Annotated in this window: 16 protein-coding genes; 9 read left to right on the top strand and 7 right to left on the bottom strand. The window is 60.8% G+C overall.

Annotated elements, in window-relative coordinates:
* Positions 1-7 precede the first annotated feature (7 nt).
* The 5 genes from B9G99_RS11340 to B9G99_RS11320 all read right to left on the bottom strand — a co-directional run bounded on the left by B9G99_RS11340 (position 8) and on the right by B9G99_RS11320 (position 6,215).
* On the bottom strand, positions 8-847 hold the full coding sequence (locus B9G99_RS11340; RefSeq protein ID WP_086622255.1) for a putative RNA methyltransferase: 840 nt from the start codon (positions 845-847) through the stop codon (positions 8-10).
* Positions 844-2,022, bottom strand: coding sequence for an N-methyl-L-tryptophan oxidase (solA, locus tag B9G99_RS11335; RefSeq protein ID WP_086622254.1), 1,179 nt, complete (start codon positions 2,020-2,022; stop codon positions 844-846). Before solA ends, B9G99_RS11340 begins: the two co-directional genes overlap by 4 nt.
* The gene (locus B9G99_RS11330) at positions 2,019-3,299 is read right to left on the bottom strand and encodes a dicarboxylate/amino acid:cation symporter (protein WP_086622253.1); all 1,281 of its coding nucleotides are present in this window, start codon (positions 3,297-3,299) and stop codon (positions 2,019-2,021) included. The genes solA and B9G99_RS11330 overlap by 4 nt, the downstream gene beginning before the upstream one ends.
* Before the next feature lie 223 nt (positions 3,300-3,522).
* Positions 3,523-4,926, bottom strand: a complete 1,404-nt coding sequence (gene hemG, locus B9G99_RS11325; RefSeq protein ID WP_086622252.1) for a protoporphyrinogen oxidase — start codon at positions 4,924-4,926, stop codon at positions 3,523-3,525.
* 107 nt (positions 4,927-5,033) lie between these two features.
* Positions 5,034-6,215, bottom strand: coding sequence for an MFS transporter (locus B9G99_RS11320; protein ID WP_086622251.1), 1,182 nt, complete (start codon positions 6,213-6,215; stop codon positions 5,034-5,036).
* 221 nt (positions 6,216-6,436) lie between these two features.
* Here B9G99_RS11320 and B9G99_RS11315 point away from each other — a divergent pair, with 221 nt between their 5' ends.
* Entirely contained in the window at positions 6,437-7,312 is an 876-nt protein-coding gene (locus B9G99_RS11315) for a LysR family transcriptional regulator (protein WP_236946579.1), read from the top strand.
* 73 nt (positions 7,313-7,385) lie between these two features.
* Here the strand turns inward: B9G99_RS11315 and yghU are convergent, their stop codons facing one another.
* The gene (gene yghU, locus B9G99_RS11310; RefSeq protein ID WP_086622249.1) at positions 7,386-8,252 is read right to left on the bottom strand and encodes a glutathione-dependent disulfide-bond oxidoreductase; all 867 of its coding nucleotides are present in this window, start codon (positions 8,250-8,252) and stop codon (positions 7,386-7,388) included.
* Positions 8,253-8,370: 118 nt separating this feature from the next.
* Between yghU and B9G99_RS11305 the strand changes: the two genes are divergently transcribed.
* Positions 8,371-9,393 (top strand): aldo/keto reductase family oxidoreductase, encoded by a 1,023-nt coding sequence (locus B9G99_RS11305; RefSeq protein ID WP_269466779.1) that lies wholly within the window; start codon positions 8,371-8,373, stop codon positions 9,391-9,393.
* A gap of 269 nt (positions 9,394-9,662) precedes the next feature.
* Positions 9,663-10,976 (top strand): MFS transporter, encoded by a 1,314-nt coding sequence (locus B9G99_RS11300; RefSeq protein WP_086622248.1) that lies wholly within the window; start codon positions 9,663-9,665, stop codon positions 10,974-10,976.
* Positions 10,977-11,023: 47 nt separating this feature from the next.
* Here the strand turns inward: B9G99_RS11300 and B9G99_RS11295 are convergent, their stop codons facing one another.
* A complete protein-coding gene (locus B9G99_RS11295) occupies positions 11,024-11,449 on the bottom strand; it encodes a YqaA family protein (RefSeq protein WP_086622247.1) in 426 nt (141 codons plus the stop codon).
* 251 nt (positions 11,450-11,700) lie between these two features.
* On the opposite strand from B9G99_RS11295, the gene B9G99_RS11290 reads away from it, so the two are divergent.
* The 6 genes from B9G99_RS11290 (at position 11,701) to B9G99_RS11265 (ending at position 20,056) form a co-directional block, all read left to right on the top strand.
* A complete protein-coding gene (locus tag B9G99_RS11290) occupies positions 11,701-12,933 on the top strand; it encodes a GGDEF domain-containing protein (protein ID WP_086622246.1) in 1,233 nt (410 codons plus the stop codon).
* A 123-nt stretch (positions 12,934-13,056) separates the two neighbouring features.
* Entirely contained in the window at positions 13,057-14,979 is a 1,923-nt protein-coding gene (locus B9G99_RS11285) for an alpha/beta hydrolase domain-containing protein (protein WP_086622245.1), read from the top strand.
* A gap of 193 nt (positions 14,980-15,172) precedes the next feature.
* Positions 15,173-16,423 carry an MFS transporter gene (locus B9G99_RS11280; protein ID WP_086622244.1) on the top strand — a complete coding sequence of 417 codons (1,251 nt, stop codon included), beginning with the start codon at positions 15,173-15,175 and terminating at the stop codon, positions 16,421-16,423.
* 155 nt (positions 16,424-16,578) lie between these two features.
* Entirely contained in the window at positions 16,579-17,922 is a 1,344-nt protein-coding gene (locus tag B9G99_RS11275) for an MFS transporter (protein ID WP_086622243.1), read from the top strand.
* Positions 17,923-18,116: 194 nt separating this feature from the next.
* On the top strand, positions 18,117-18,542 hold the full coding sequence (locus B9G99_RS11270) for a DUF2231 domain-containing protein (protein WP_086622242.1): 426 nt from the start codon (positions 18,117-18,119) through the stop codon (positions 18,540-18,542).
* Positions 18,539-20,056: a PQQ-dependent sugar dehydrogenase gene (locus tag B9G99_RS11265; protein WP_169712220.1), complete on the top strand. Its 1,518-nt coding sequence runs from the start codon at positions 18,539-18,541 to the stop codon at positions 20,054-20,056. Before B9G99_RS11270 ends, B9G99_RS11265 begins: the two co-directional genes overlap by 4 nt.
* Positions 20,057-20,066: the final 10 nt, after the last annotated feature.

Here is a 20,066-nt window from a genome sequence, read left to right as displayed (position 1 = left end):
AAGCGTGCTACAGGCGCAGGCTGCTAATGAGCTGCGCCTCGACCGTGATATCCAGATGGCCAAGCGCCTCGGCCTTCGCCCGCCCCTCGGCGCTGGCGCGGTAGAGATGCGGCGTCATCACCAGTAGATCAAGAATCTGCTCATGACTGTCCAGCGTGCGGGCATGGCGTACGGAGTCGACAGTGTCGATTTCAAAACCGGCCTCGGGCGCCTGACGCGCTTCGCGGGGCGCCTTGAGCGTTGGATAGATAATTTCGCGCAGCTCACGTAGGTGGTCGGGGCCGGCTTCGACCTCCAGCAACAGTCCGCCGGGCTTTAGCACGCGGGCAAACTCGGCAGGCGTCGGGAACCCGAACATGCACAGCACCACATCCAGGCTCTGGTCCGGTACCGGCAGCGCGGCATTGCTGCCCACCACCCACTGCATGCGCCGGTCACGCCCGGCGGCGGCCTGCACCGCCCACTTGGAGATATCCAGCCCCAGCATGGAGAGCCTTCGGGCCGAAGCCGACCGGGCCAGTTCACGCAGGTAATACCCTTCGCCGCAGCCGGCATCCAGTACGGCAAGCGCCTCGTGGGCCGCGCCGTGGGCGAGCACCCGACGACTGACTGCCTCGGCAATGCCTTGATAGTGACCGGCGTCCAGAAAGCGCCGCCGCGCAGCGATCATGGGCTTGCTGTCACCCGGGTCACGGGAGCGCTTGTTCTGAACCGGCAGCAGATTGACATGCCCCTGGCGCGACACATCAAAACTGTGGCCCTGTGGGCAGCACCAGCCGGTATGAGTACGCGACAGCGGCGCACTGTCCAGCGGGCAGATCAGTGACGTAAAGGGTGCAATGGTCATGACGTGCCCTCCCGTGACGATGAAAACCGCGTCAGACCGAACAGGGCCAGCTCCGGCAGGCGCTGCTTTTGATCCAGCCAGAGCCCGAGCGCCTCGCCCAGCGCGCTTGCAAACTTGAAGCCGTGACCGGAAAAGCCGCCGGCCACGAGCAGCCCTGGCAAGGGCTCATCAATCAAAAAGTGCTCATCGGGGGTACGGATGTACTGACATACCGCACCAACGCGCAGCGCACCGACGCCCGGGAAGTAGCGCTCCACCACCTGCTGAAGCTCGCGAATATCATCCTCATGCTCGCCGAAGGGCGCCATCGCCTCACCGGCTTCAAGCGGCTGGCCGCTGTCGTGACGTCCCATCTTGAAGCCAGCGCCCTCAATATCGGGAAAGCCGTAATAGATCGCCCCTGAGGGCGTGGTCAGACTGAAGCCAGGAAAGTGCGCCGTGTCATAGCGCGCATCACATTCATACCAGGCAAAGGTCTTGCGCACCCGGGTGAGCGGCAGCTCGACGCCCAGCCCCGCCATCAGCGGCGCGATGTGCTGACCGCCGGAGAGCAGCACGCGATCAGCGCCAAAGCGCCGGCCGTCGGCACAGACCGCCACCCAGCCGCTCTGCTCGCCGGCCTCAAGCCGGATCACCTGCGCGCCGGTGACAAGTGATACCTGCGGGCTTTGCTCAACGCGCGCTCGCCAGCAGGCAATGATGCGCTCGACAAACAACACGCCGGCCTCATGCTCGAAGCAGCCGTGCATTGAGGCTTCCAGCGCCCAGCCGGGCCAGCGGCTTGACACCTGATCCCCGGAGAGACTATCGAGCGCCAGGCCATGCTGTCGGGCGCTGGCCTCGACCTGATCAATAAAGGGCGCACCGGGCGGGCCGACGTTGAGCACGCCGGTGGACAGAAAAAGCGTCTCGCCACTCTCTTCTTCCAGCTGTTTCCAGAGCTTCAGCGCACGCTTGGCCAGCGGCACATAGCTGCTGCCCTCACCGTAGGCCTGACGCAGCAGACGGGTTTCGCCGTGATGCGCGCCGTGCTCATGGGGGGGACAATACGCATCCAGCAGCTGCACGCGGGCATCGCTGTGTCGGGCCAGCCAGTCAGCGGTCGCCATCCCCATGCTGCCGGCACCAATGATCAGATAGTCGGCGCCCGGATAATCACTACTCAGGGCCGTCACAGTCGCGGCTCCCTTTTGGCCGAATCAACCGGCGATCGGGTCGACCGACCGGAGCGGCTGCGATCCTTCCTGCGCTCGCTGCGCGCAATCAGCGCCGTACCGGCCAGGTCCCCGGTGACGTTGAGCGCGGTACAGCCCATGCCTACCAGCGCATCGATCGAGGTCAAAAGCGCCACGGTCTCGATTGGCAGACCGACCTGGGAGAAAACGGTCGCAATCATGACGATGCCCGCGCCCGGCACTCCGGCGGTGCCGATCGAGATCAGCGTGCCGATCAACACGATCTGGGCCATGGTGGCGATGTCCAGCGGCGTGCCCATCACATTGGCAGCAAACACTGCCGAGATGGCGATACGAATCGCCGCGCCGTCCATGTTGATGGTCGCCCCCAGCGGCAGGCTGAAACCATAAAGCGACTGCGGCAGTCCCATGCGACTGGCGGCGTTAAGGCTCAGCGGCAGCACACCGGTGCTGCTTTGGGTGGCAAAGGCCGTCGCCATTGGCGTGCGGGCCTCGCGAAAAAAGTCCCACAGGCGCACGCCAAAAAGCTTCATCAATACGCAATAGACCAGCAAATGCACGCCAAGCGCGATATAGAGCACCATCACCATGTTGCCCAGCGACAGGATGGTCTCAAGCCCCTGCTGGCTGACCGTATTGGCCACAATGGCGAACACGCCGATCGGCACCACGTGCAACACGCCGGCCATCACCTTCATGGTCACGGCGTTAAGCCCTTCCAGCAGACGATAGAGGTGATCGCCCATCTCGCGCTGGGCATCACTGGATCGCATGAACAATAGCGCCAGCCCAAACACCACCGCGGTAAATATAATCCCCAGCAGATTGGGTTCGGCAAAGGCCGAGACGATGTTGCTGGGCACAATGTTCAAAAGCACCTGCACCAGCCCCGGATTTTCCGGCACGCTGACGCTGGCACTGGTATCGAGCGTCAGGCCCTGCCCCGGGTTGAACAGCGTCGCGACCGCCAGCCCGACCACAATGGCCAGCGCCGTGGTTACCACGTAATAGAGCAACACCTTGCGCCCGATTCGGCCCATGCTGCCCACATCGGCCTGGTTGATACCCACCATCAGGGTAAAGAGCACGATGGGCACGATTAGAAACTGCAGAAGACGCAGCAGCAGATCGCCCAGTGGCGAAAGCCAGCTCACATACTCACCGCCAAACAGACCGGCCAGTACGCCCAGCACCAGCGCCAGCGTGACGCGCAGAATCAGGGAGGCCTTGAGATAGGCGCGAAACAGGGTTTTCATCAGACATCCTTGAAGACGGGAAACGACCTCGACCACGGCGCAAGTCAGGCACCGGGTGCGACTGACCGAGCAGTCACTCTGCTTTGGGCGGGGATTATGCCATCAACGTGCGGGCAAAAAAGGCCTGTTAACATGCACGATTGCCCTTTGCACAACCGTGCCGACAGTGATCTCTCCCCTTTTCATCCACCCCCTGGTTGGCACAGCACCGATCAAAATAATATCAGGGAGCTGTGCAATGAGCCGCCAACCGCTCACCAAGCAGTCGACCGTTTTCCAGACAGTCCCCCACCGCGATACCGTCACGCCAGTTACCGACCAGCGAGAGCCCGTTATGCTGTTCAAGTGCGCGGTCCAGTCTTGCAATGCGCTCCAGATGGCCCAGCTCGTACTGCGGAATGGCCTGCGGCCAGCGGTTAACCTGCTGCCATACCGGGTCACCGCGAATGCCGAGCAGATCACGCAGATCATAGAGCACCTGCTGGACCTGCTCGGCATCGCTGCCCTCGGCCGTGTCGGGCTGGCGACGCCCGCCAATGAAGGCATTGATCAGGCAGTGTCCGTTGGGTGCGCGCCCCTCGAAAATCGTCGAGGAAAAAAGCGCCCCCAGCGTGCGACGTCTTTCAACGCTCGGGATCAGCACACCGAAGCCGTCCAGGGCATGCGTGACGTCTTCGCGCCGAAAGCCCAGCGCCACAGCATTGACCGGCGGATAGGTGATCTCTGACAGCGGTGCCGTCAGTGCCTCATCCAGCGGTGCCAGCAGTTTGATCGCCACCGGCGCCGACACGGCCAGCACCAGCTCGCGGGCACGCCGAACGTGGCCCGTGCGGTCAGTCACTTCCCAGCCGTCGTCCAGTTTTTTGAGGGTGCTGACCTCACACTGACAGGCGATCTCGCCGCCATGGGACTCGATCTCTTCGCCCAGCCGCTCGGCCAGTCGCTCAAGCCCGCCAGGGAAGCTCACCAGCTTGCCGCGCCACTCGGCGGGCATTTCAGGCGTGGCTCGGCGTGACTGCCAGAGCCTTGTCAGGCCGCCGCGAATCAGCGAGCCGTATTCCTGCTCGATCGCGACCAGCCGCGGCATGGCAGCCTGCGCCGAGAGCCGGTGCGGGTCTCCGGCGTAAACGCCCGACACAAAAGGATCGACCATGCGCTCCAGCACCCGTCGCCCCAGACGCCGTTCAACAAAGCCGGCCAGACTCTCCTCCGCATCACGGCTTTTTTTGACGAAGGGTTCGCGTACGATCTGCGACCAGCCCTCACGGCCGATCAGGGCATTATTGAGCGCGCGCAGTGGATGGGTCGGCAGCGCAACCGGTGCACCGTCCATCGCCACAAACCGCTTCTGCGCCATCGGCCCTGCCGACTGCGCCTCGTTGAGCAGATTCATCTCCTTGCACAGGCGATAGAGCGGCGGCTTCATGATCAACGTATTGGGGCCGATTTCGGTCTGCCAGTCACCGTCGCACCGAGTGCTGATATTGCCGCCAACCCGTGACTCGCGCTCCAGAAGCGCGACCTTTTTGCTGCTTTTGGCCAGCACTCGCGCACAGGCGAGGCCGGTCGCGCCGCCGCCGACCACGATTACATCCAGCACGCCGCCATTTGGACTGCCTTCTACCATCACGTCTGCTCCTGTCCCTGGCACTTGTCTGCGCAAGACTTTCCCATGTCACCACAGCATACGCAGCCCGAATCGGCGAGGCGATACCCGCCTCACGACGCCTTCGCTCACGAGCATGCCTGCATGCGCTGTCTATCGTACACAAGGCCTGTCACGATACGCAGCAGTATGAAAGCCACGCCCAAAGCGGCAAATATCCAGCCACTGATCAGCGTGCCCGGCATGCCCCAGGTGGCAATGAACCAGCCACTGATAGAGGAGGCGCACACCGTCCCCAGGTTGGCCGAGGAAACGAAAAGGCTGGTGGCAAATTCCGGTGCTTCTGTGGCTGCCGAGCCCAGCCATATCTGACAGACAACAAGCCCGCTGGTATGCGCAGCCCCCCACAACAGACAGATGGGCAGCATTGCCCCCATGTCGGCTGATCCCAGCATCAGCAGCAACAGATACGCCAGTGCAAGGGTCAGCGGATATCCGAGTACCGTCATCGCCTGCCATCGCCCCAGCAGGCGGCCCGCGAGCAGATTGCCGGCCACGCCACCAATACCGAAGACAAACAGCAAAAGACTGATGGTCTGGCTCGAGAAACCGGTGATACGACCAAGATATTCGGCGGCGTAGCTATAAACGGAAAACATTGAACCGAAGATGGCCACCGTTGCGCCAATCGAGTACCAGACCACCGGTTTGCGCAGCACGCTCAACACGCTTCCCGGCTGTGCATTCCCCCCGCTGGGCTGGGCCGGCAACATGAGCCAGAGGCCAATGGCCGCGATCAGATTGACCAGCGCGCAGAAGTAAAATGACGCTTCATAAGAGAGGGTGGCTTCAATCCAGGTGGTCAGCGGCACCCCAATGACCAGCCCCATACTGGTGCCCACCAGTGCCCTGGCCGTGGCCTGCGTGGCCTGTTCGGGTGGATAAAGCGCTACCGCCGCTGCAAAGGCGGCCGAAAAGAACACTGGATGCAGCAGCGCCGAGGGCACCCTCAGCGCCATCAACATGCTGAAGCTGGTAGCCCATGCTGAAAGCAGACTGCACAGGCCAAACCCCAACAGCGCGATCACCAGCACCTTGCGACGATCAAAGCGGCTCAGCCACAGCACCATAAGAGGCCCGACCACCGCCACGATCAAGGCGAAAAACCCTACCAGCCAGCCGGCATGAGCGATCGATACCCCATAGCGCTCGGTAATGGTGGGCAAAACACCCACCACACCAAATTCAACGACATAAAGTCCAAAAAGCCCCAGAGCGATAAAAAAGAGTGAACGTCCCGGTGGAGTCACGCCTGGCGCTCCCCTGGTCGCAATGATCCATAAAGGCGACAAGGGCCCGCGGCATTCAAAAACATTCCTTTTATCATAATGTTAACCTCCAGCCATAAAGAGCCGGAAACCCTACAGACGTCGCCTGAGACAGACAATATGGCCATGATTCCGAACACATGAGACATTTCTGTCCATAATCCTTCTGACTTCGGACACCTTCAATGCACGGCCTTCACAGCATGAACATTTTCCTTCACGTTGCCGAATCACTGAGCTTTACGCAGGCAGCGCGTCAACTGGGAATTTCCGCCTCCGCCGTAGGCAAGAGTATTTCAAGGCTGGAAGCCCAACTGGGGGTGCAGCTGCTGTATCGCAGTACGCGCAGCATGACACTCACCGAGGAAGGTCGGTACTTCCTGACCCGCAGTCGACACATTCTTGATGACGTCGCCTCGCTTCAGCACGAACTGACGGCCCATCAGCACAGGCCCGAAGGCCACCTGCGCCTGAGCCTTCCCAATGCGCGTGCCCTCATGTTGCCGATTCTCAGCGATTTCACGCGCCTTTATCCGGAGATCACCCTTGATCTGGACTTCAACGACCGGGTGGTCGACATTATCGATGAGAAATTTGATGCCGTGGTCCGCGCAGCCTGCCCGACCGATTCACGACTGGCCTCGCGACGCCTGGGGTCCTTTCATCTCTCGCTGGCAGGGTCACCCGACTACTTCCACCGTCATGGCTATCCGGCAGACATCGAGGCACTGACCCGGCATCGCTGCCTGCACTATCGCTATGCCAGCACCGGGCGACTCGAGCCCTGGCCTCTGGAAGAGGCCCTGCCCATGAGCCAGCTGCCGGTCACCATGGTCTGCAACAGTCTGGATGCCAACCTTCAGTTTGCACTCGACGGCCACGGCATTGCCTGCCTGCCCGATTTCGCCATTCACGATGCGCTCATGACGGGAAGGCTCGAGCGCGTCCTGCCGGACCAGACAGGACGCAGTGGCACCTTTCATATGCTCTGGCCGTCAAACCGCTATCTCACCTCCAGACTCCGGGCATTGATCGATCACTTCAGTACCCGGCTTTCGACGCCATCGTTGCCGCAGTAACGTCATCAACCGTGACAGACATCAAAAAGCCCGGCACAAGGCCGGGCTTTCCACTTTCTGACCCCAGTGAAGATCAGTTCTGACCGATCTTGTCCTGCGTTTTGGTGTCAAAATCGCTGGCATCATGGCGTTCGTGGAGCTGGGTTTCCGGCTCACCGAAGGTGCGATTGACCATGCGACCACGCTGTACGGCCGGGCGAGCGTCGATCTCTTTCGCCCAGCGCATCACGTGCTCATAGCTTTCCACCTGCAGAAATTCCGCCGCGTCATACAAACGGCCCAGCACCAGCTGACCATACCAGGCCCAGATCGCAATGTCGGCGATGGTGTACTCGCTGCCGGCCATGTAAGCGTTGTCGGCCAGATGACGGTTGAGTACATCAAGCTGGCGCTTGGCTTCCATGGTGTAGCGGTCGATCGGATATTCGAGCTTCACCGGCGCGTAGGCATAGAAGTGCCCGAAACCGCCACCCAAAAAGGGCGCGCTGCCCATCTGCCAGAACAGCCAGTTCATGGTCTCTGTACGTGCGACGTGCTCACTCGGCAGCAGCTCGCCAAACTTCTCGGCCAGATACAATAAAATCGAGCCGGACTCGAACACTCGCGTAGGCGGCTCGGTGGTGTGATCGGCCAGGGCCGGAATCTTGGAATTCGGGTTGAGTTCGACAAAGCCGCTGCCGAACTGATCCCCTTCGCCGATCTCGACCAGCCACGCATCGTACTCGGCGCCCTCGTGACCCAACGCCAGCAGCTCCTCGAGCATGATGGAGGCCTTCACACCGTTGGGCGTGGCCAGCGAATAGAGCTGAAACGGGTGCTTGCCAACCGACAGTGCCTTGTCATGCGTGGGCCCGGCGACCGGACGATTAATGCTGGCAAACTTGCCACCGCTTTCCTTTGGTTCCCAGACTTTCGGCGGCGTGTATTCCTGATCACTCATGGGTCATGTCCCTTTGGCATGCATGGGGGTGCCTGGCACCCAGCGTCTCGGGAAAAGATAGCGTGTTAATGAAAAGACCGCGAATGCTCGTCCCCTATCGCCGTCAGAGCCTGCCTTCATGGCGATTACCGCGCTGGAAGCTATGCTCAATTCAGTCATCGATACGGCAGGCGCTGTATTGATACTGCTGCCAGAAGCAGCCTGGTCGCACACCATGGAGAGAGTCATCATGATCACCATTGAAGGGGCTGGACGCTATACGCTGGGCGAGTGGCAGGTCTGTCGCATGGGCTATGGCGCCATGCAGCTGGCAGGGCCCGGGGTCTTTGGCCCGCCCAGAGACCCGGCCATGGCGCGCCGAGTGCTTCAGGCCGCCATCGAATCCGGCGTCGATCATCTCGACACGTCCGATTTCTACGGCCCGCACGTCACCAATCAGCTGATTCGCGAGGCGCTGCATCCTTATCCGGACCCGCTGCGTATCGTGACCAAGGTCAGCGCCCGACGCGATGATAAAGGCGCCTGGCTACCGGCGCTCTCTCCTGAAGAACTGACTCGCGCCGTGGAAGACAATCTGCGTAACCTCGGGCTCGAAGTGCTGGATGTGGTGAACCTTCGCAGCATGATCGATGCGCACGGTCCGGCAGAAGGGTCGCTGGAGGGCCCCTGGACAACGCTGCTTGAATTGAAGGAGCGCGGTCTGATTCGTCATCTGGGACTGAGCAACGTTACCGCCACTCAGGTGCGCGAGGCACAAAAGAGCGGTGACGTGGCCTGCGTGCAGAACCAGTACAACCTGGCCCAGCGCCAGGATGACGCGCTGATTGATGAACTGGCCGGCCAGAACATTCCCTACGTACCCTTCTTTCCGCTGGGGGGCTTTACACCGCTTCAGTCAGACGTGCTGGATGAGGTTGCCGCGCGCATCGAGGCCACACCGATGCAGGTGGCGCTGGCCTGGCTGTTGCAGCGCTCGCCCAACATCCTGCTGATACCGGGCACCTCGACGCTTTCACACCTTGAAGAGAATCTGGACGCCGCCAACCTGGTCCTCCCACACGCCGAGCTGGCCGTGCTGGATCGGATATTCCAGCAGCAAAGAGAAGAGCAGGACCGCCCCTGGACCGGCCATGATGTCTGACGCTGGAACGCCCGGTCAGAGGCCGGGCAGCCACGCGACATCCAACAAAAGTATCAGGGCTATCTTTAAAAAGGATCATTAAAATACTGCCCCCTTTCGACCCGAAAGCGTAACGTCCGGCCTGCCCCTCATCGGGGCTTTTGTGTTTGGCACCCGAACGCGATGACCATGCCGCGCCCCTTTCCCCGTTATCCCGGGGCATTTTGACCCTCTTCTCGAGCCGGAGAGCCTTTGGAGAAGACCGACTGCCACCCCGGGAGCATGACCGCATGACCACCGATACCGTTTCACCCGCGGCCGGCGAGGCCACATCGCCCGTCGTGCCGGCCAACACGCCACGACGCGTGATGATCGCAAGCCTTGCGGGCACCACCATCGAGTTTTATGACTTTTATATCTTTGCCACCGCCGCAGCACTGGTGATCGGCCCGACCTTCTTTCCGGGCGAATCCTCGCAGATGCAGGTGCTGGCCGCCTTCATGAGCTTTGGGCTGGCATTCGTGGCCCGTCCGGTGGGCTCGTTCCTCTTTGGTCACTTCGGCGATCGTGTCGGTCGCAAGTCAACGCTGGTGGCCAGTCTGGTACTGATGGGCGGCGCCACGGTGGGCATCGGGCTGTTGCCGGGCTATCAAAGCATCGGCATTGCCGCGCCGATTCTTTTGTGCGTGTTTCGCCTGTGTCAGGGGCTCGGCATTGGCGGGGAATGGGGTGGTGCAGCGCTTCTGGCGACCGAAAATGCCCCGCGCGGGCGACGGGCCTTTTTTGGCATGTTCCCGCAACTGGGGCCGTCGTTGGGCTTTCTGCTCGCCAATGGTGTCTTTCTGGTCATTTTGCTGTCGATGAGCGATGAAGCCTTCATGGCCTGGGGCTGGCGCATTCCGTTTTTGTTGAGCGCGGTGCTGGTGGTGATCGGGCTCTATGTACGCACCACCCTGGTGGAGTCCGAGGTCTTTAGCCGCGAGCAGCAAAAGCCGCCCGGTCGCGCCCCCCTGATCGAGCTGCTGCGCAACCACCGCACGCCGCTTTTACAGGGCACGCTGGCCATGGTGGCCTGCTACGCGATCTTTTATATCACCACCGTGTTTACGCTGAACTACGCCACCCAGACCCAGGGCGTCGATCGCGGCACCTTTTTGGGCATGCTGTGCTTTGCCATTATCTTCATGGCCGGGGCCACGCCGCTGTCGGCGCTGGCGTGTGACCGCTTCGGGCGCAAACCGGTGATCATCAGCGGACTGCTCTTTACCATTGCCGTCGGGCTGATGCTGGCGCCGTTGATCAGCAGTGCCTCAATCCCGCTGACGCTGGTATTTCTGTGCCTCGGTCTGACCGCGATGGGCTGGATCTATGCGCCCATGGGCGCGCTTTTACCGGAGCTTCTACCGACCCGTGTGCGCTACTCGGGCGCCGGCATCGCCTATAGTCTGGCCGGTATTCTCGGCGCGTCGCTGGCCCCTTACGCTGCCCAGTGGCTGGTCGGTCAGGGGGGGCTCTCATGGGTGGGCTATTACATTGTCGGCATGGCAACCCTGAGCCTTCTGGCCATGCTGAGCGTGCGTGAAACCCGCGATCGGACGCTCTAGAGCCGTGATCATCCGTCGGACAATGCCTCTGAAGGGCGTGTCCGACCCTACAGAACCATCAGGCTCAGCACGATATAGCGCAGCGCCTTGCCCAGGGTAACAAGTCCCACAAACCAGAGCAGGTTGACCCGCAGGATACCGGCGATCAGCGTGAGCGGATCGCCGATGATCGGCACCCAGGCCAGCAGTAATGACCAGCGTCCATAGCGACGAAAACGCTGCTCGGCGCGGACCATGACGTCCGGCTTCTGACGCTTGAGCCAGCCCTGGTTGGCCCAGTAGCCCATGGCGTAATTGACCAGCGAGCCGAGCACGTTACCGAGCGTGGCCACGACAACCAGCATCACGGGCGACCCGCCTTGTAGCAAAAGCGAAGCCAGAACGACCTCCGAGCCCATCGGCAGCAGCGTGGCCGATAAAAAGGCCGAAAGAAAAATCCCGGTCAGGCCGATATCCAGCAATGTGTTCTCCATGGAGTGACCTGACAAGCGCCATATTCTGAAGCGTCAGATCCATTCCCTGAATCCTCGGTTCAATGAACCAAAGAGCTCTCTCGCAACTTCCTGATTCGTTCCATAATGAAACCATCAGGCCAGGTGCGGCTGCTGGAGATCAGAGCGCAATGGAGGAGGCTGATCAGGGCGCTATCACGCGCTCAGAAAGACAATAAGCCTTTCAGGTCGATACCGACAAGAAAAGTCCCTGCTCTGCTCAAGGTGAGCTGATGTTCGAGACAATCAAAAAATTATGGTTACCGGGTACTGCTGGTAATCCACACGGGGTATGCCGCCGGATTGCCCTGTGCAATCAATTGGGACTTTTTGGAACTGTTGCGACCGTACCCTATCAACTGTTTTATTATCTTTATGACTTCGCAGCTTATCGAGGCGTTTTTTTTGCCAATCTGATGTTCATGGCGGTCTATTTGTCGGTGCTGCCGCTCAATCATAAAAAGTGGTACAACACGGCAAGCACGGTGTTACTGGTTAACGGCTGCTGTCATTTGTTTATCGTGACCTGCTTTATCGGCACCGATGCCGGGGTCAACCTCTTTTATTTTTCTCTTGCCGCCATACTGGCCTTTCTCTACAAACGCCCCGGCATACCTGTCTACACCGCCATCATGGCCTCGCTTGGCGTGCTGTATTTAATCACGCGCTTTCTGTTTACCTCAGACGCCGTGATCACACCGTTACCGTCTCCCTGGATCGATGTCATGTATGGTTTCAGCGTGGGAGGGGCGCTGACGCTTTCAGGCATCGTGCTGTATATCTTCCGCCAGCAGATCGATCATGCAGAGGGAGAGCTGACACGGAGCAACCGGTACCTGAAAACGCTCAGCAATACCGACCCCCTGACAGGTCTTGCCAACCGGCGGATGCTGGATGCTGCGCTTGAACGTGAGTGGTCTCGCCGGTCATTACCACTGTCGTTGATCATGTTCGATGTGGATCATTTCAAGCACTTCAACGATCGATACGGTCACGCAGAGGGAGATTGCTGCCTTCAGCAGGTGGCCGCAGCCGCCCAGGGAGTGATTACCCGATCTTCCGATCTGCTGGTGCGCTATGGTGGAGAAGAATTTGCGATCGTGCTTCCCGGTACGGATGCCTCGGATGCACGGCAACTGGCCAGGCGACTGTGTACCACCATCGAGGGCCTGAAACTGTCCCATGAGGCACTGGGCAAGGGCGCCTGCGTGACCATCAGCGTTGGCGTCTCAAGCATCAGGTACATGACGCCCGACATTCACGGCCGTGACGGCACACATCTACTGAAATGTGCCGACGAAGCGATGTATCAGGCAAAGCTCAAGGGGCGCAATCAGGTGGTGTATCTCGCCTGTTACCCACGCCAGCGAGAGGATAGCGAGCACGTTGTACCGGCGCCTCTTCCGGCCCCTGATCCAGCACAAGACAGGTCAATGCTTCGCAACGATGGCTCAAAAGACTTATGAGCGTTTGACAGAGCCCGACCTGCCCGGGCTCGCCCAAAGGGGGATGGTGCGCTTCCCAGCGATGACAAATACTTGGGCGCTATCGAAGCACCATACCCCGCCCCCTTGATGTCCAGAGCCCTTATGATAAAACGTCCTGCCTACCTGCCCCTTGGAACCATCGCCGCGTCCCTGCTCTTTTTGGCTTCTCCGACACAGGCCAGAGTCACCGGCTTCGATGTGGTCTCTACCACGCCCATATATGAGGGCCATCGCTTCAGCGACGCCGGCAGCTATCAGAAAATCGAGGGCGTGGCGCATTTTGCCGTCGATCCTGATGCTGACCACGTCGCTGACATCGCAGGAATCGACAGAGCCCCAATCAACAATGAAGGAGAGGTCGAGTTCAGCACCGAGGTCGTCATTTTAAAACCTACCGGCAAGGGGTCGGGAACGCTGTTTTATGAAATCCCCAATCGCGGCCGCAACCTGAGTTTTGCACTGTTGAACCGAGCCCCCATCAGTGACCGGTTCAGCGTGGATGACCCCGGTGACGGCTTTGAGATGCATCAGGGCCATACGATGGTCTGGGGCGGCTGGCAGACCGGCCTGAGCGATGACCTGCTGACCATGACCCTGCCCGTGCTCGACGGCGTCACCGGTTCCTCGCGTGATGAATTCATCTTCGACAATACCGATCGCGTACAACGCAAGACGCTGAGTTATCCAGCCGCCAGTATCGACCCTGGCGCCGCGACCCTGACGGTTCGTGAAACGCCGCTGGCTCCCCGAGAAACCCCGAAGGGGCTGTCATTTCGCTATATCGATGAGAAGACCATCGAAATCACACGCCCTGAAGGCCTTGATGCCGGCGCCATTTACGAGTTTGTCTACCCGGCAAGGGACGCGCTGCCGTCCGGCCTTGCGTTCGTGGCCACCAGTGACCTGGTGTCGTTTCTGCGCGGCAGCCCCGGTCATGACGTCTCCCCACCCACGCATGACATCGATCACACCATCGGGCTTGACATTTCGCAGTCTGGCCGGTTTATGCGCGATTTAATCCATCAGGGCTTTAATGCCGATGAAAATGGCAAGCGCGTGTTTGATGGCGCCATGGTCCATATCGCGGGCTCGCGAAAAACGTTTACCAATGCCCTGTTCGCTCAGCCTGGACGCTTTTCTCGTCAGCACGAGGATCACGACTATCCGGGCGATCAGTTCCCCTTTACCTATGCCTCGTCCACGGACCCATTGACCGGTCGGACCGACAGCATCCTGGCGGCCTGCACGGCCTCGAATACCTGCCCCAGGCTCATGCACAGCGACACGTCCACCGAGTTCTGGCAGGGCCGGGCATCGCTGGTATCTTCCATGCCTGATGGCGAACCGCTAAAGATGCCTGACAATGTTCGGCTGTATTTTCTGGCCGGCCTGCCCCACCTGAATGCCTGGGGGACGGCGTCGGCGCAAAAGGCCATGTGCCAGTACCCGACCAATCCGCTGAGCCCGGCACCTGTCATGCGCGCACTGGCTCGCGACATGCAGGCCTGGGTCAGTGAGGGTACCGAACCACCAGCGAGTGCCTACCCGGGACTCAAGGCCAACACGCTGGTTGCCCCGGACACCCTGAAGCTGCCGCGTATCGAGGGCACGATACCCTCACCGGTTGTCAACACGCTGCACGTCATGCATCACGATACCCAGCCGCCTACCATGGGTGAGGCCTATCCCGTGCGTGTCCCTCGCGTCGATGCCGACGGCGTTCCAGAGGGCGGCGTACGCCTTCCTTACGTGGCAGCGCCGCTGGGCACCTACTGGGGCTGGAATCTGCGTGCGAAAGGTTTTGGCGAAGGCGATCTATGCAGTCTTGATGGCAGCTACCTGCCCTTCCCGTCATCACCTGACGATAACGACTCCAGAGCCCCCATCGGCGCTCGCCATGCCAGTGAAAAGGCCTATCGCGAGGCGGTAAGACAGGCTGGCGAACAACTGGTCCGGGCACGCCTGATGCTGCCGGAAGATGTCGATATCGTGGTCAAGGGAGCGCCCGCTTTTTCGGCCAGATAGCAAAACGCCTGTCAGGGCACTCCCGAAGCCCATCGGGCCGGCCCGCAAAAACCCGCTACACTGATAGTCCAGCCAGCGCCCGGATGACACCGCCAGAGGGCGCGGGCATTTCTTCGTTTTTTGCACGGACGCTGACGCCCTTTCATGATGGATCGCTTTTCAATGGCATGTCCCGATGTACGCATGACGTCTCATGCGTGATCGCCGGCTTTTCCGCTCGCTGAGCGTTTACAACTATCGGCTCTGGTTCGGGGGCGCGCTGGTGTCCAATGTCGGCACCTGGATGCAGCGCATCGCCCAGGACTGGCTGGTGCTGACGGTCCTGACGGCCAACGATGCCACTGCCATGGGCATTACCATGGCGCTGCAGTTTGGCCCGCAGCTTTTACTGCTGCCGCTGTCCGGCTTTGCCGTGGACTACTTTGATCGCCGCCGGCTGATCATGCTTTCCCAGGCGCTACAGGGTCTTTTGGCGCTGGGCCTGGGCCTTTTGACCCTGACCGGTGCGGTCACACTCTGGCAGGTCTACCTCTTTGCCCTTGCCCTGGGGTGCGTGACGGCCTTTGATGCCCCGGCACGTCAGGTGTTCGTCAATGATCTGGTCGGCGAGAAATTTCTGGCCAACGCCGTAGCGCTTAACTCCACCTCGTTCAACGCTGCACGCATGGTGGGCCCTGCCATTGCGGGCATTCTGATTGCCGTGGCCGGTACCGGCTGGCTCTTTATCATCAATGCGGCCTCCTTTGCCGCCGTACTGGGTGCCCTGTGCCTTTTACGCATTAATGAACTCCATATCACCGAGCGGGCCACCCAGCGCCGGGGCAGCCTGACCGAAGGCTTTCGCTACGTGCGCCATCGCCCGGATCTGGGTGCACTTTTGATCATGCTCTTTTTGATTGGCACCTTTGGCTTCAACTTTTCGGTCTTTATCTCGACCATGTCGGTGAGCGTCTTTCACGGCGACGCTCACCAGTACGGGCTTTTGACCACCTGTCTGGCCGTGGGCTCGGTGACCGGCGCGCTGCTGGCCGCCCGACGCGAGCAGCCTCGCATGGGGCTCTTGCTGGTCTCGTCGCTGTCGTTCGGGGTGTTCTGTCTGCTGGCCGCGCTGGCGCCCAGCGTATGGCTTTTTGCCATCGCATTGATGCTGACGGGGCTTTCGGCACTGACCTTCATGACCGCCTCCAACGCCACCATGCAGCTCACCACCACGCCTGCCATGCGCGGGCGGGTGATGGCACTGCGCATTGCGGTCACCATGGGCGGCACGCCGATCGGTGCCCCCATTGTGGGGGCGATTGCCGACCATGCCGGCCCGCGCTGGGCCATGCTGGTGGGAGCCGCCGCCGGGCTTCTGGCCGCGCTGGTCGCCTTGAAGGCCAGAGCCGCAGAGCGACGGCGCACGGCTTCTGACACCGCGTCCGCCACTGCCATCAGCGACTAGCGAGCAGGCCGTTCACCCGGGGCGTTATTTCACTTCTTTTCCCGGGAGTTCAGGCGTATAGTGCGCTCGCTTTCGGCCGCCCGGCCGAAGGTCCTGCTTTCGAAAGACCCGTCGGCTCTCCTGCGCGCCGACGCTCATCAGGATCAACACGCCTCATGTCACGCCAGCTGTTCTCGATGGCCCTTGCGCCATTACTCGGCCTTTTTATCTTTGGGATTGGCAATGGTTTTTTGATGTCGCTGGTGACGGTGCGTCTGGACGCCGCCGGCGAATCTGCAACCACCATCGGCTGGATATCGGCCGCCTTTCATGCCGGTCTGGTCATCGGTGCTCTTTTCAGTGACCGAATCCTGCTGCGTATCGGCCATATTCGCGCCTATGCCTGTTTCGGTGCCCTTGTAGCGGTGACCGTGCTGGCTCAGGGCCTGTGGGTGAATGCCGAGTTCTGGTTCGTCATGCGCTTTTTGTGCGGCTGGGCCACGCTCGGCGTCTATCTGGTCATCGAGAGCTGGCTTTTAAGCGCCTCGGACCCGAAGGTGCGCGGCCGGCTGCTGGCGCTTTACATGATCGCACTATATGGCGCCGGCGTGATCGGCCAGCTGCTGCTGGGCGTGGCCGATATCGGTGACGATTCCGCCGCCTTCATGGTCATTGCCATTCTGGCGGCCCTGTCCATTCTGCCGCTGGGCCTGATTCCGCGCGTCTCTCCGCTGATCGAGCATGCCGAACCGCTCTCCCCTTGGCGATTGATCACCGTCACCCCCACCGGCGTGATCGGCTGTTTTGTGGCCGGGCTTTTGATCTCGGCCGTTTACAGCCTCCTGCCGCTGTACCTGCAGCGAAGCGGTCTTGAGCTTTCCGACGTCGGCCGAATGATGGCTCTGGTGATTCTGGGGGGCATGCTGCTTCAATATCCCATCGGACGCTGGTCGGATCGTCATGACCGGCAGATGGTGCTGATTCTGACCAGCGTGGCGCTGGCAGCGCTCTGCTTTGGTCTCCTGTGGGTCGGTGATGGTCCCCTCTTGATGGCCGGCATGCTCTTTTTGATCGGTGGCAGCGTATTCGTGCTGTATCCGGTCTCGATCAGCCACGCCGCTGACCGGGCACCGGCCGGAGCGCTGGTGCGCATGAGCCAGGGGCTTTTGCTGATCAACGAGCTGGGCGCCACCTTCAGTCCGCCGCTGATCACACCGGTCATGTCGCGACTCGGTAACAGCGGACTGTTCATGGCAATGGGCGGGCTGGGGATCACGCTGGCTCTCTTTTTACTGTGGCGACGTAGCCAGCGCCCGGCGCCAATACCGGTGGCGCCCTTTACTTCCAGCACCTCACACTCCGTGGTCGGGGCCGAACTGGTGGTCACCGAGGCGCTGGTGCAGGGTGCTCGCGAGCATGAACACCATGAGGATCTCTCACAGGTGGTGCCGGAGGTGGAAACCGCACATCCCGACCCGATCACGCCCGACGACACTACCCTCCAGGCAAGGCCCTTGTGAGCTGACCGCCCTCTAGATCGACATCAGCCGGTCACATGATCGTGACCGCTGCCTGAAATCAAGTAGGGTTTCAGACCGTGGGGAAAGTGCTTCACTGAAGCGACCATAAACCGACTACGCTTTGACTGAATGCTCGTGACAATAACGTGCCTCAAAGGCATCGAGTGTCTTTCAATGATTTCAGGGGGTCCCAGGTGAACGCTGCTACCGAACATACCTATCGACGCGGAATCAATCCGCTGCACGGGGTGCTGCTTGCCGGCACCTTTGTGCTCTTTCTTGGTGCCACACTCAGTGACTACGCCTATATGGCGAGCTACCAGATCCAGTGGGCCACCTTTTCCTCCTGGCTGATCGCCTTTGCGCTGGTGTGTAATGGCCTGGCCTTCCTGTGTGGCCTTTTCGGATTATTTGTCGCCCATGATCGTCGCCGGGGGCTCATCTATCTCGCCCTGCTGGTGATCAGTTTTCTACTGGGCTTTGTCAACGCGCTGACCCATGCCAAGGACGCCTGGGCCATGATGCCAAACGGCTTCATTCTGTCGCTCGTTGTGACCGTGCTGGCCCTTGTCGCCACCTGGATCGGCTTTACCAACACCGGCGTGAGGAAATCGCAATGAACCAGTTCAGACTCACTCTGACGACGCCGCTGGCGATCGCCTTGATGGCAGGCAGCGCAGGCGCTCTGGCAGACGATCCGCAGTACGGTGCCAATCCGAACCTGCCGGACCCTCAGCGCGGGCTTTTGCCTAACATGACCGTGCCGGAACAGGCGCCCTGGAACGATGAAAAGCCGACGGTTCCCGAAGGCTATAGCATCACCGAGATTGCCTCTGACCTGAAGATCCCGCGTCAGACGCTGGTTCTTCCCAACGGCGATATTCTGGTGGCAGAGGGCAGCGGCGGACACGCACCAAAGCTCAAGCCCAAGGACTTCATTGCCGGCATCATCAAGGCCAAGGGCAAGACCTCGGTCAAGGGCGGCAATCGGCTGACACTCCTGCGCGACGCCGATGGTGATGGCACCTATGAGCAGCAGAATGTGTTTGCCGACGGCCTCGATGCCCCTTATGGCCTGGCGCTGATCGATGACCAGCTCTATGTCGCCAATCAGGGCTCGCTGGTGCGCTTTGACTATGAAGACGGCCAGACACAGGCCAGTGGTTCACCCGAACTGGTGACGCTGCTGCCCTCCGAGATCAACCACCACTGGACCAAGGCGATGACCGCAAGCCCCGACGGTCAGTATCTCTATGTCGGGATCGGTTCCAACAGCAACATTACCGAGCGCGGCATGGAAGCCGAAGTCGACCGCGCCGAAATCTGGCAGATTGATCCGGAGACCGGTGCACATCGCGCCTACGCCACCGGCGTACGCAATCCGACGGCGCTGACCTTCCAGCCGGGTACCGATATCCTCTGGGCGGTCGCCAACGAGCGCGATGAGCTTGGCCCGAATCTGGTGCCGGACTACCTGACCTCGATTCAGGATGGCGGTTTTTATGGCTGGCCCTACAGCTACTGGGGGCAGCACGTTGACCCGCGAGTAAAGCCGGAAAATCCCGAGAAGGTCGAGTCGGCCATCGCACCGGATTACAGCCTGGCCTCGCACCGCGCGCCGCTGGGCCTTGCCTTTTCCAATCCGCAGGTAGGCGGTGAATACAGTGACGGTGTCTTCATCGGTCAGCATGGCAGCTGGAATCGCGCCGACCCGGTCGGCTACAACGTGGTCTTTGTCCCGTTCGAAAACGGCAGGCCTGCCGGTGACCCGGTGGATTTTGTCTCGGGCTTTCTGACCGATGACGGCCGCACTCGGGGGCGCCCGGTGGGCGTAAGCGTCGCCCCGGATGGCTCGGTGATCGTTGCTGACGACCTGACCAATGCCGTATGGCGCGTGACGCGGGATGACGCAGGCTCGACAGCGCCGGCTGCCACCAGCGGTGACAGCACCACTGCACCCGAAGTGGCCCCGTCTACGCCCGATGACAATGCTGCCATGCCCGATGACAGTGCTGCCATGCCTGACGACAGCGCCACTACGCCCGAAGCGCCGTCCATGTCTTCTGATGATGGCAGTATGTCCGGCGATCAGTCCGGCAGCTCCGAGAATGATCCCACCACCACGGCAACCTGACCAGGCGACG

It is taken from the genome of Kushneria konosiri (assembly GCF_002155145.1).
Lineage (GTDB): Bacteria > Pseudomonadota > Gammaproteobacteria > Pseudomonadales > Halomonadaceae > Kushneria > Kushneria konosiri.
Note: the sequence above shows the minus strand (reverse complement) of the source record. Positions and strands in the feature narration are given on the sequence as shown.

Coding starts and splice junctions, on each gene's coding strand:
- B9G99_RS11295 (WP_086622247.1), bottom strand. CDS start 11,449: ATGGAGAACACATTGCTGGATATCGGCCTGACCGGGATTTTTCTTTCG.
- B9G99_RS11280 (WP_086622244.1), top strand. CDS start 15,173: ATGCGTGATCGCCGGCTTTTCCGCTCGCTGAGCGTTTACAACTATCGG.
- B9G99_RS11340 (WP_086622255.1), bottom strand. CDS start 847: ATGACCATTGCACCCTTTACGTCACTGATCTGCCCGCTGGACAGTGCG.
- B9G99_RS11265 (WP_169712220.1), top strand. CDS start 18,539: ATGAACCAGTTCAGACTCACTCTGACGACGCCGCTGGCGATCGCCTTG.
- B9G99_RS11305 (WP_269466779.1), top strand. CDS start 8,371: ATGGCGATTACCGCGCTGGAAGCTATGCTCAATTCAGTCATCGATACG.
- B9G99_RS11285 (WP_086622245.1), top strand. CDS start 13,057: ATGATAAAACGTCCTGCCTACCTGCCCCTTGGAACCATCGCCGCGTCC.
- yghU (WP_086622249.1), bottom strand. CDS start 8,252: ATGAGTGATCAGGAATACACGCCGCCGAAAGTCTGGGAACCAAAGGAA.
- B9G99_RS11290 (WP_086622246.1), top strand. CDS start 11,701: ATGTTCGAGACAATCAAAAAATTATGGTTACCGGGTACTGCTGGTAAT.
- B9G99_RS11330 (WP_086622253.1), bottom strand. CDS start 3,299: ATGAAAACCCTGTTTCGCGCCTATCTCAAGGCCTCCCTGATTCTGCGC.
- B9G99_RS11275 (WP_086622243.1), top strand. CDS start 16,579: ATGTCACGCCAGCTGTTCTCGATGGCCCTTGCGCCATTACTCGGCCTT.
- B9G99_RS11315 (WP_236946579.1), top strand. CDS start 6,437: ATGAACATTTTCCTTCACGTTGCCGAATCACTGAGCTTTACGCAGGCA.
- B9G99_RS11300 (WP_086622248.1), top strand. CDS start 9,663: ATGACCACCGATACCGTTTCACCCGCGGCCGGCGAGGCCACATCGCCC.
- hemG (WP_086622252.1), bottom strand. CDS start 4,926: ATGGTAGAAGGCAGTCCAAATGGCGGCGTGCTGGATGTAATCGTGGTC.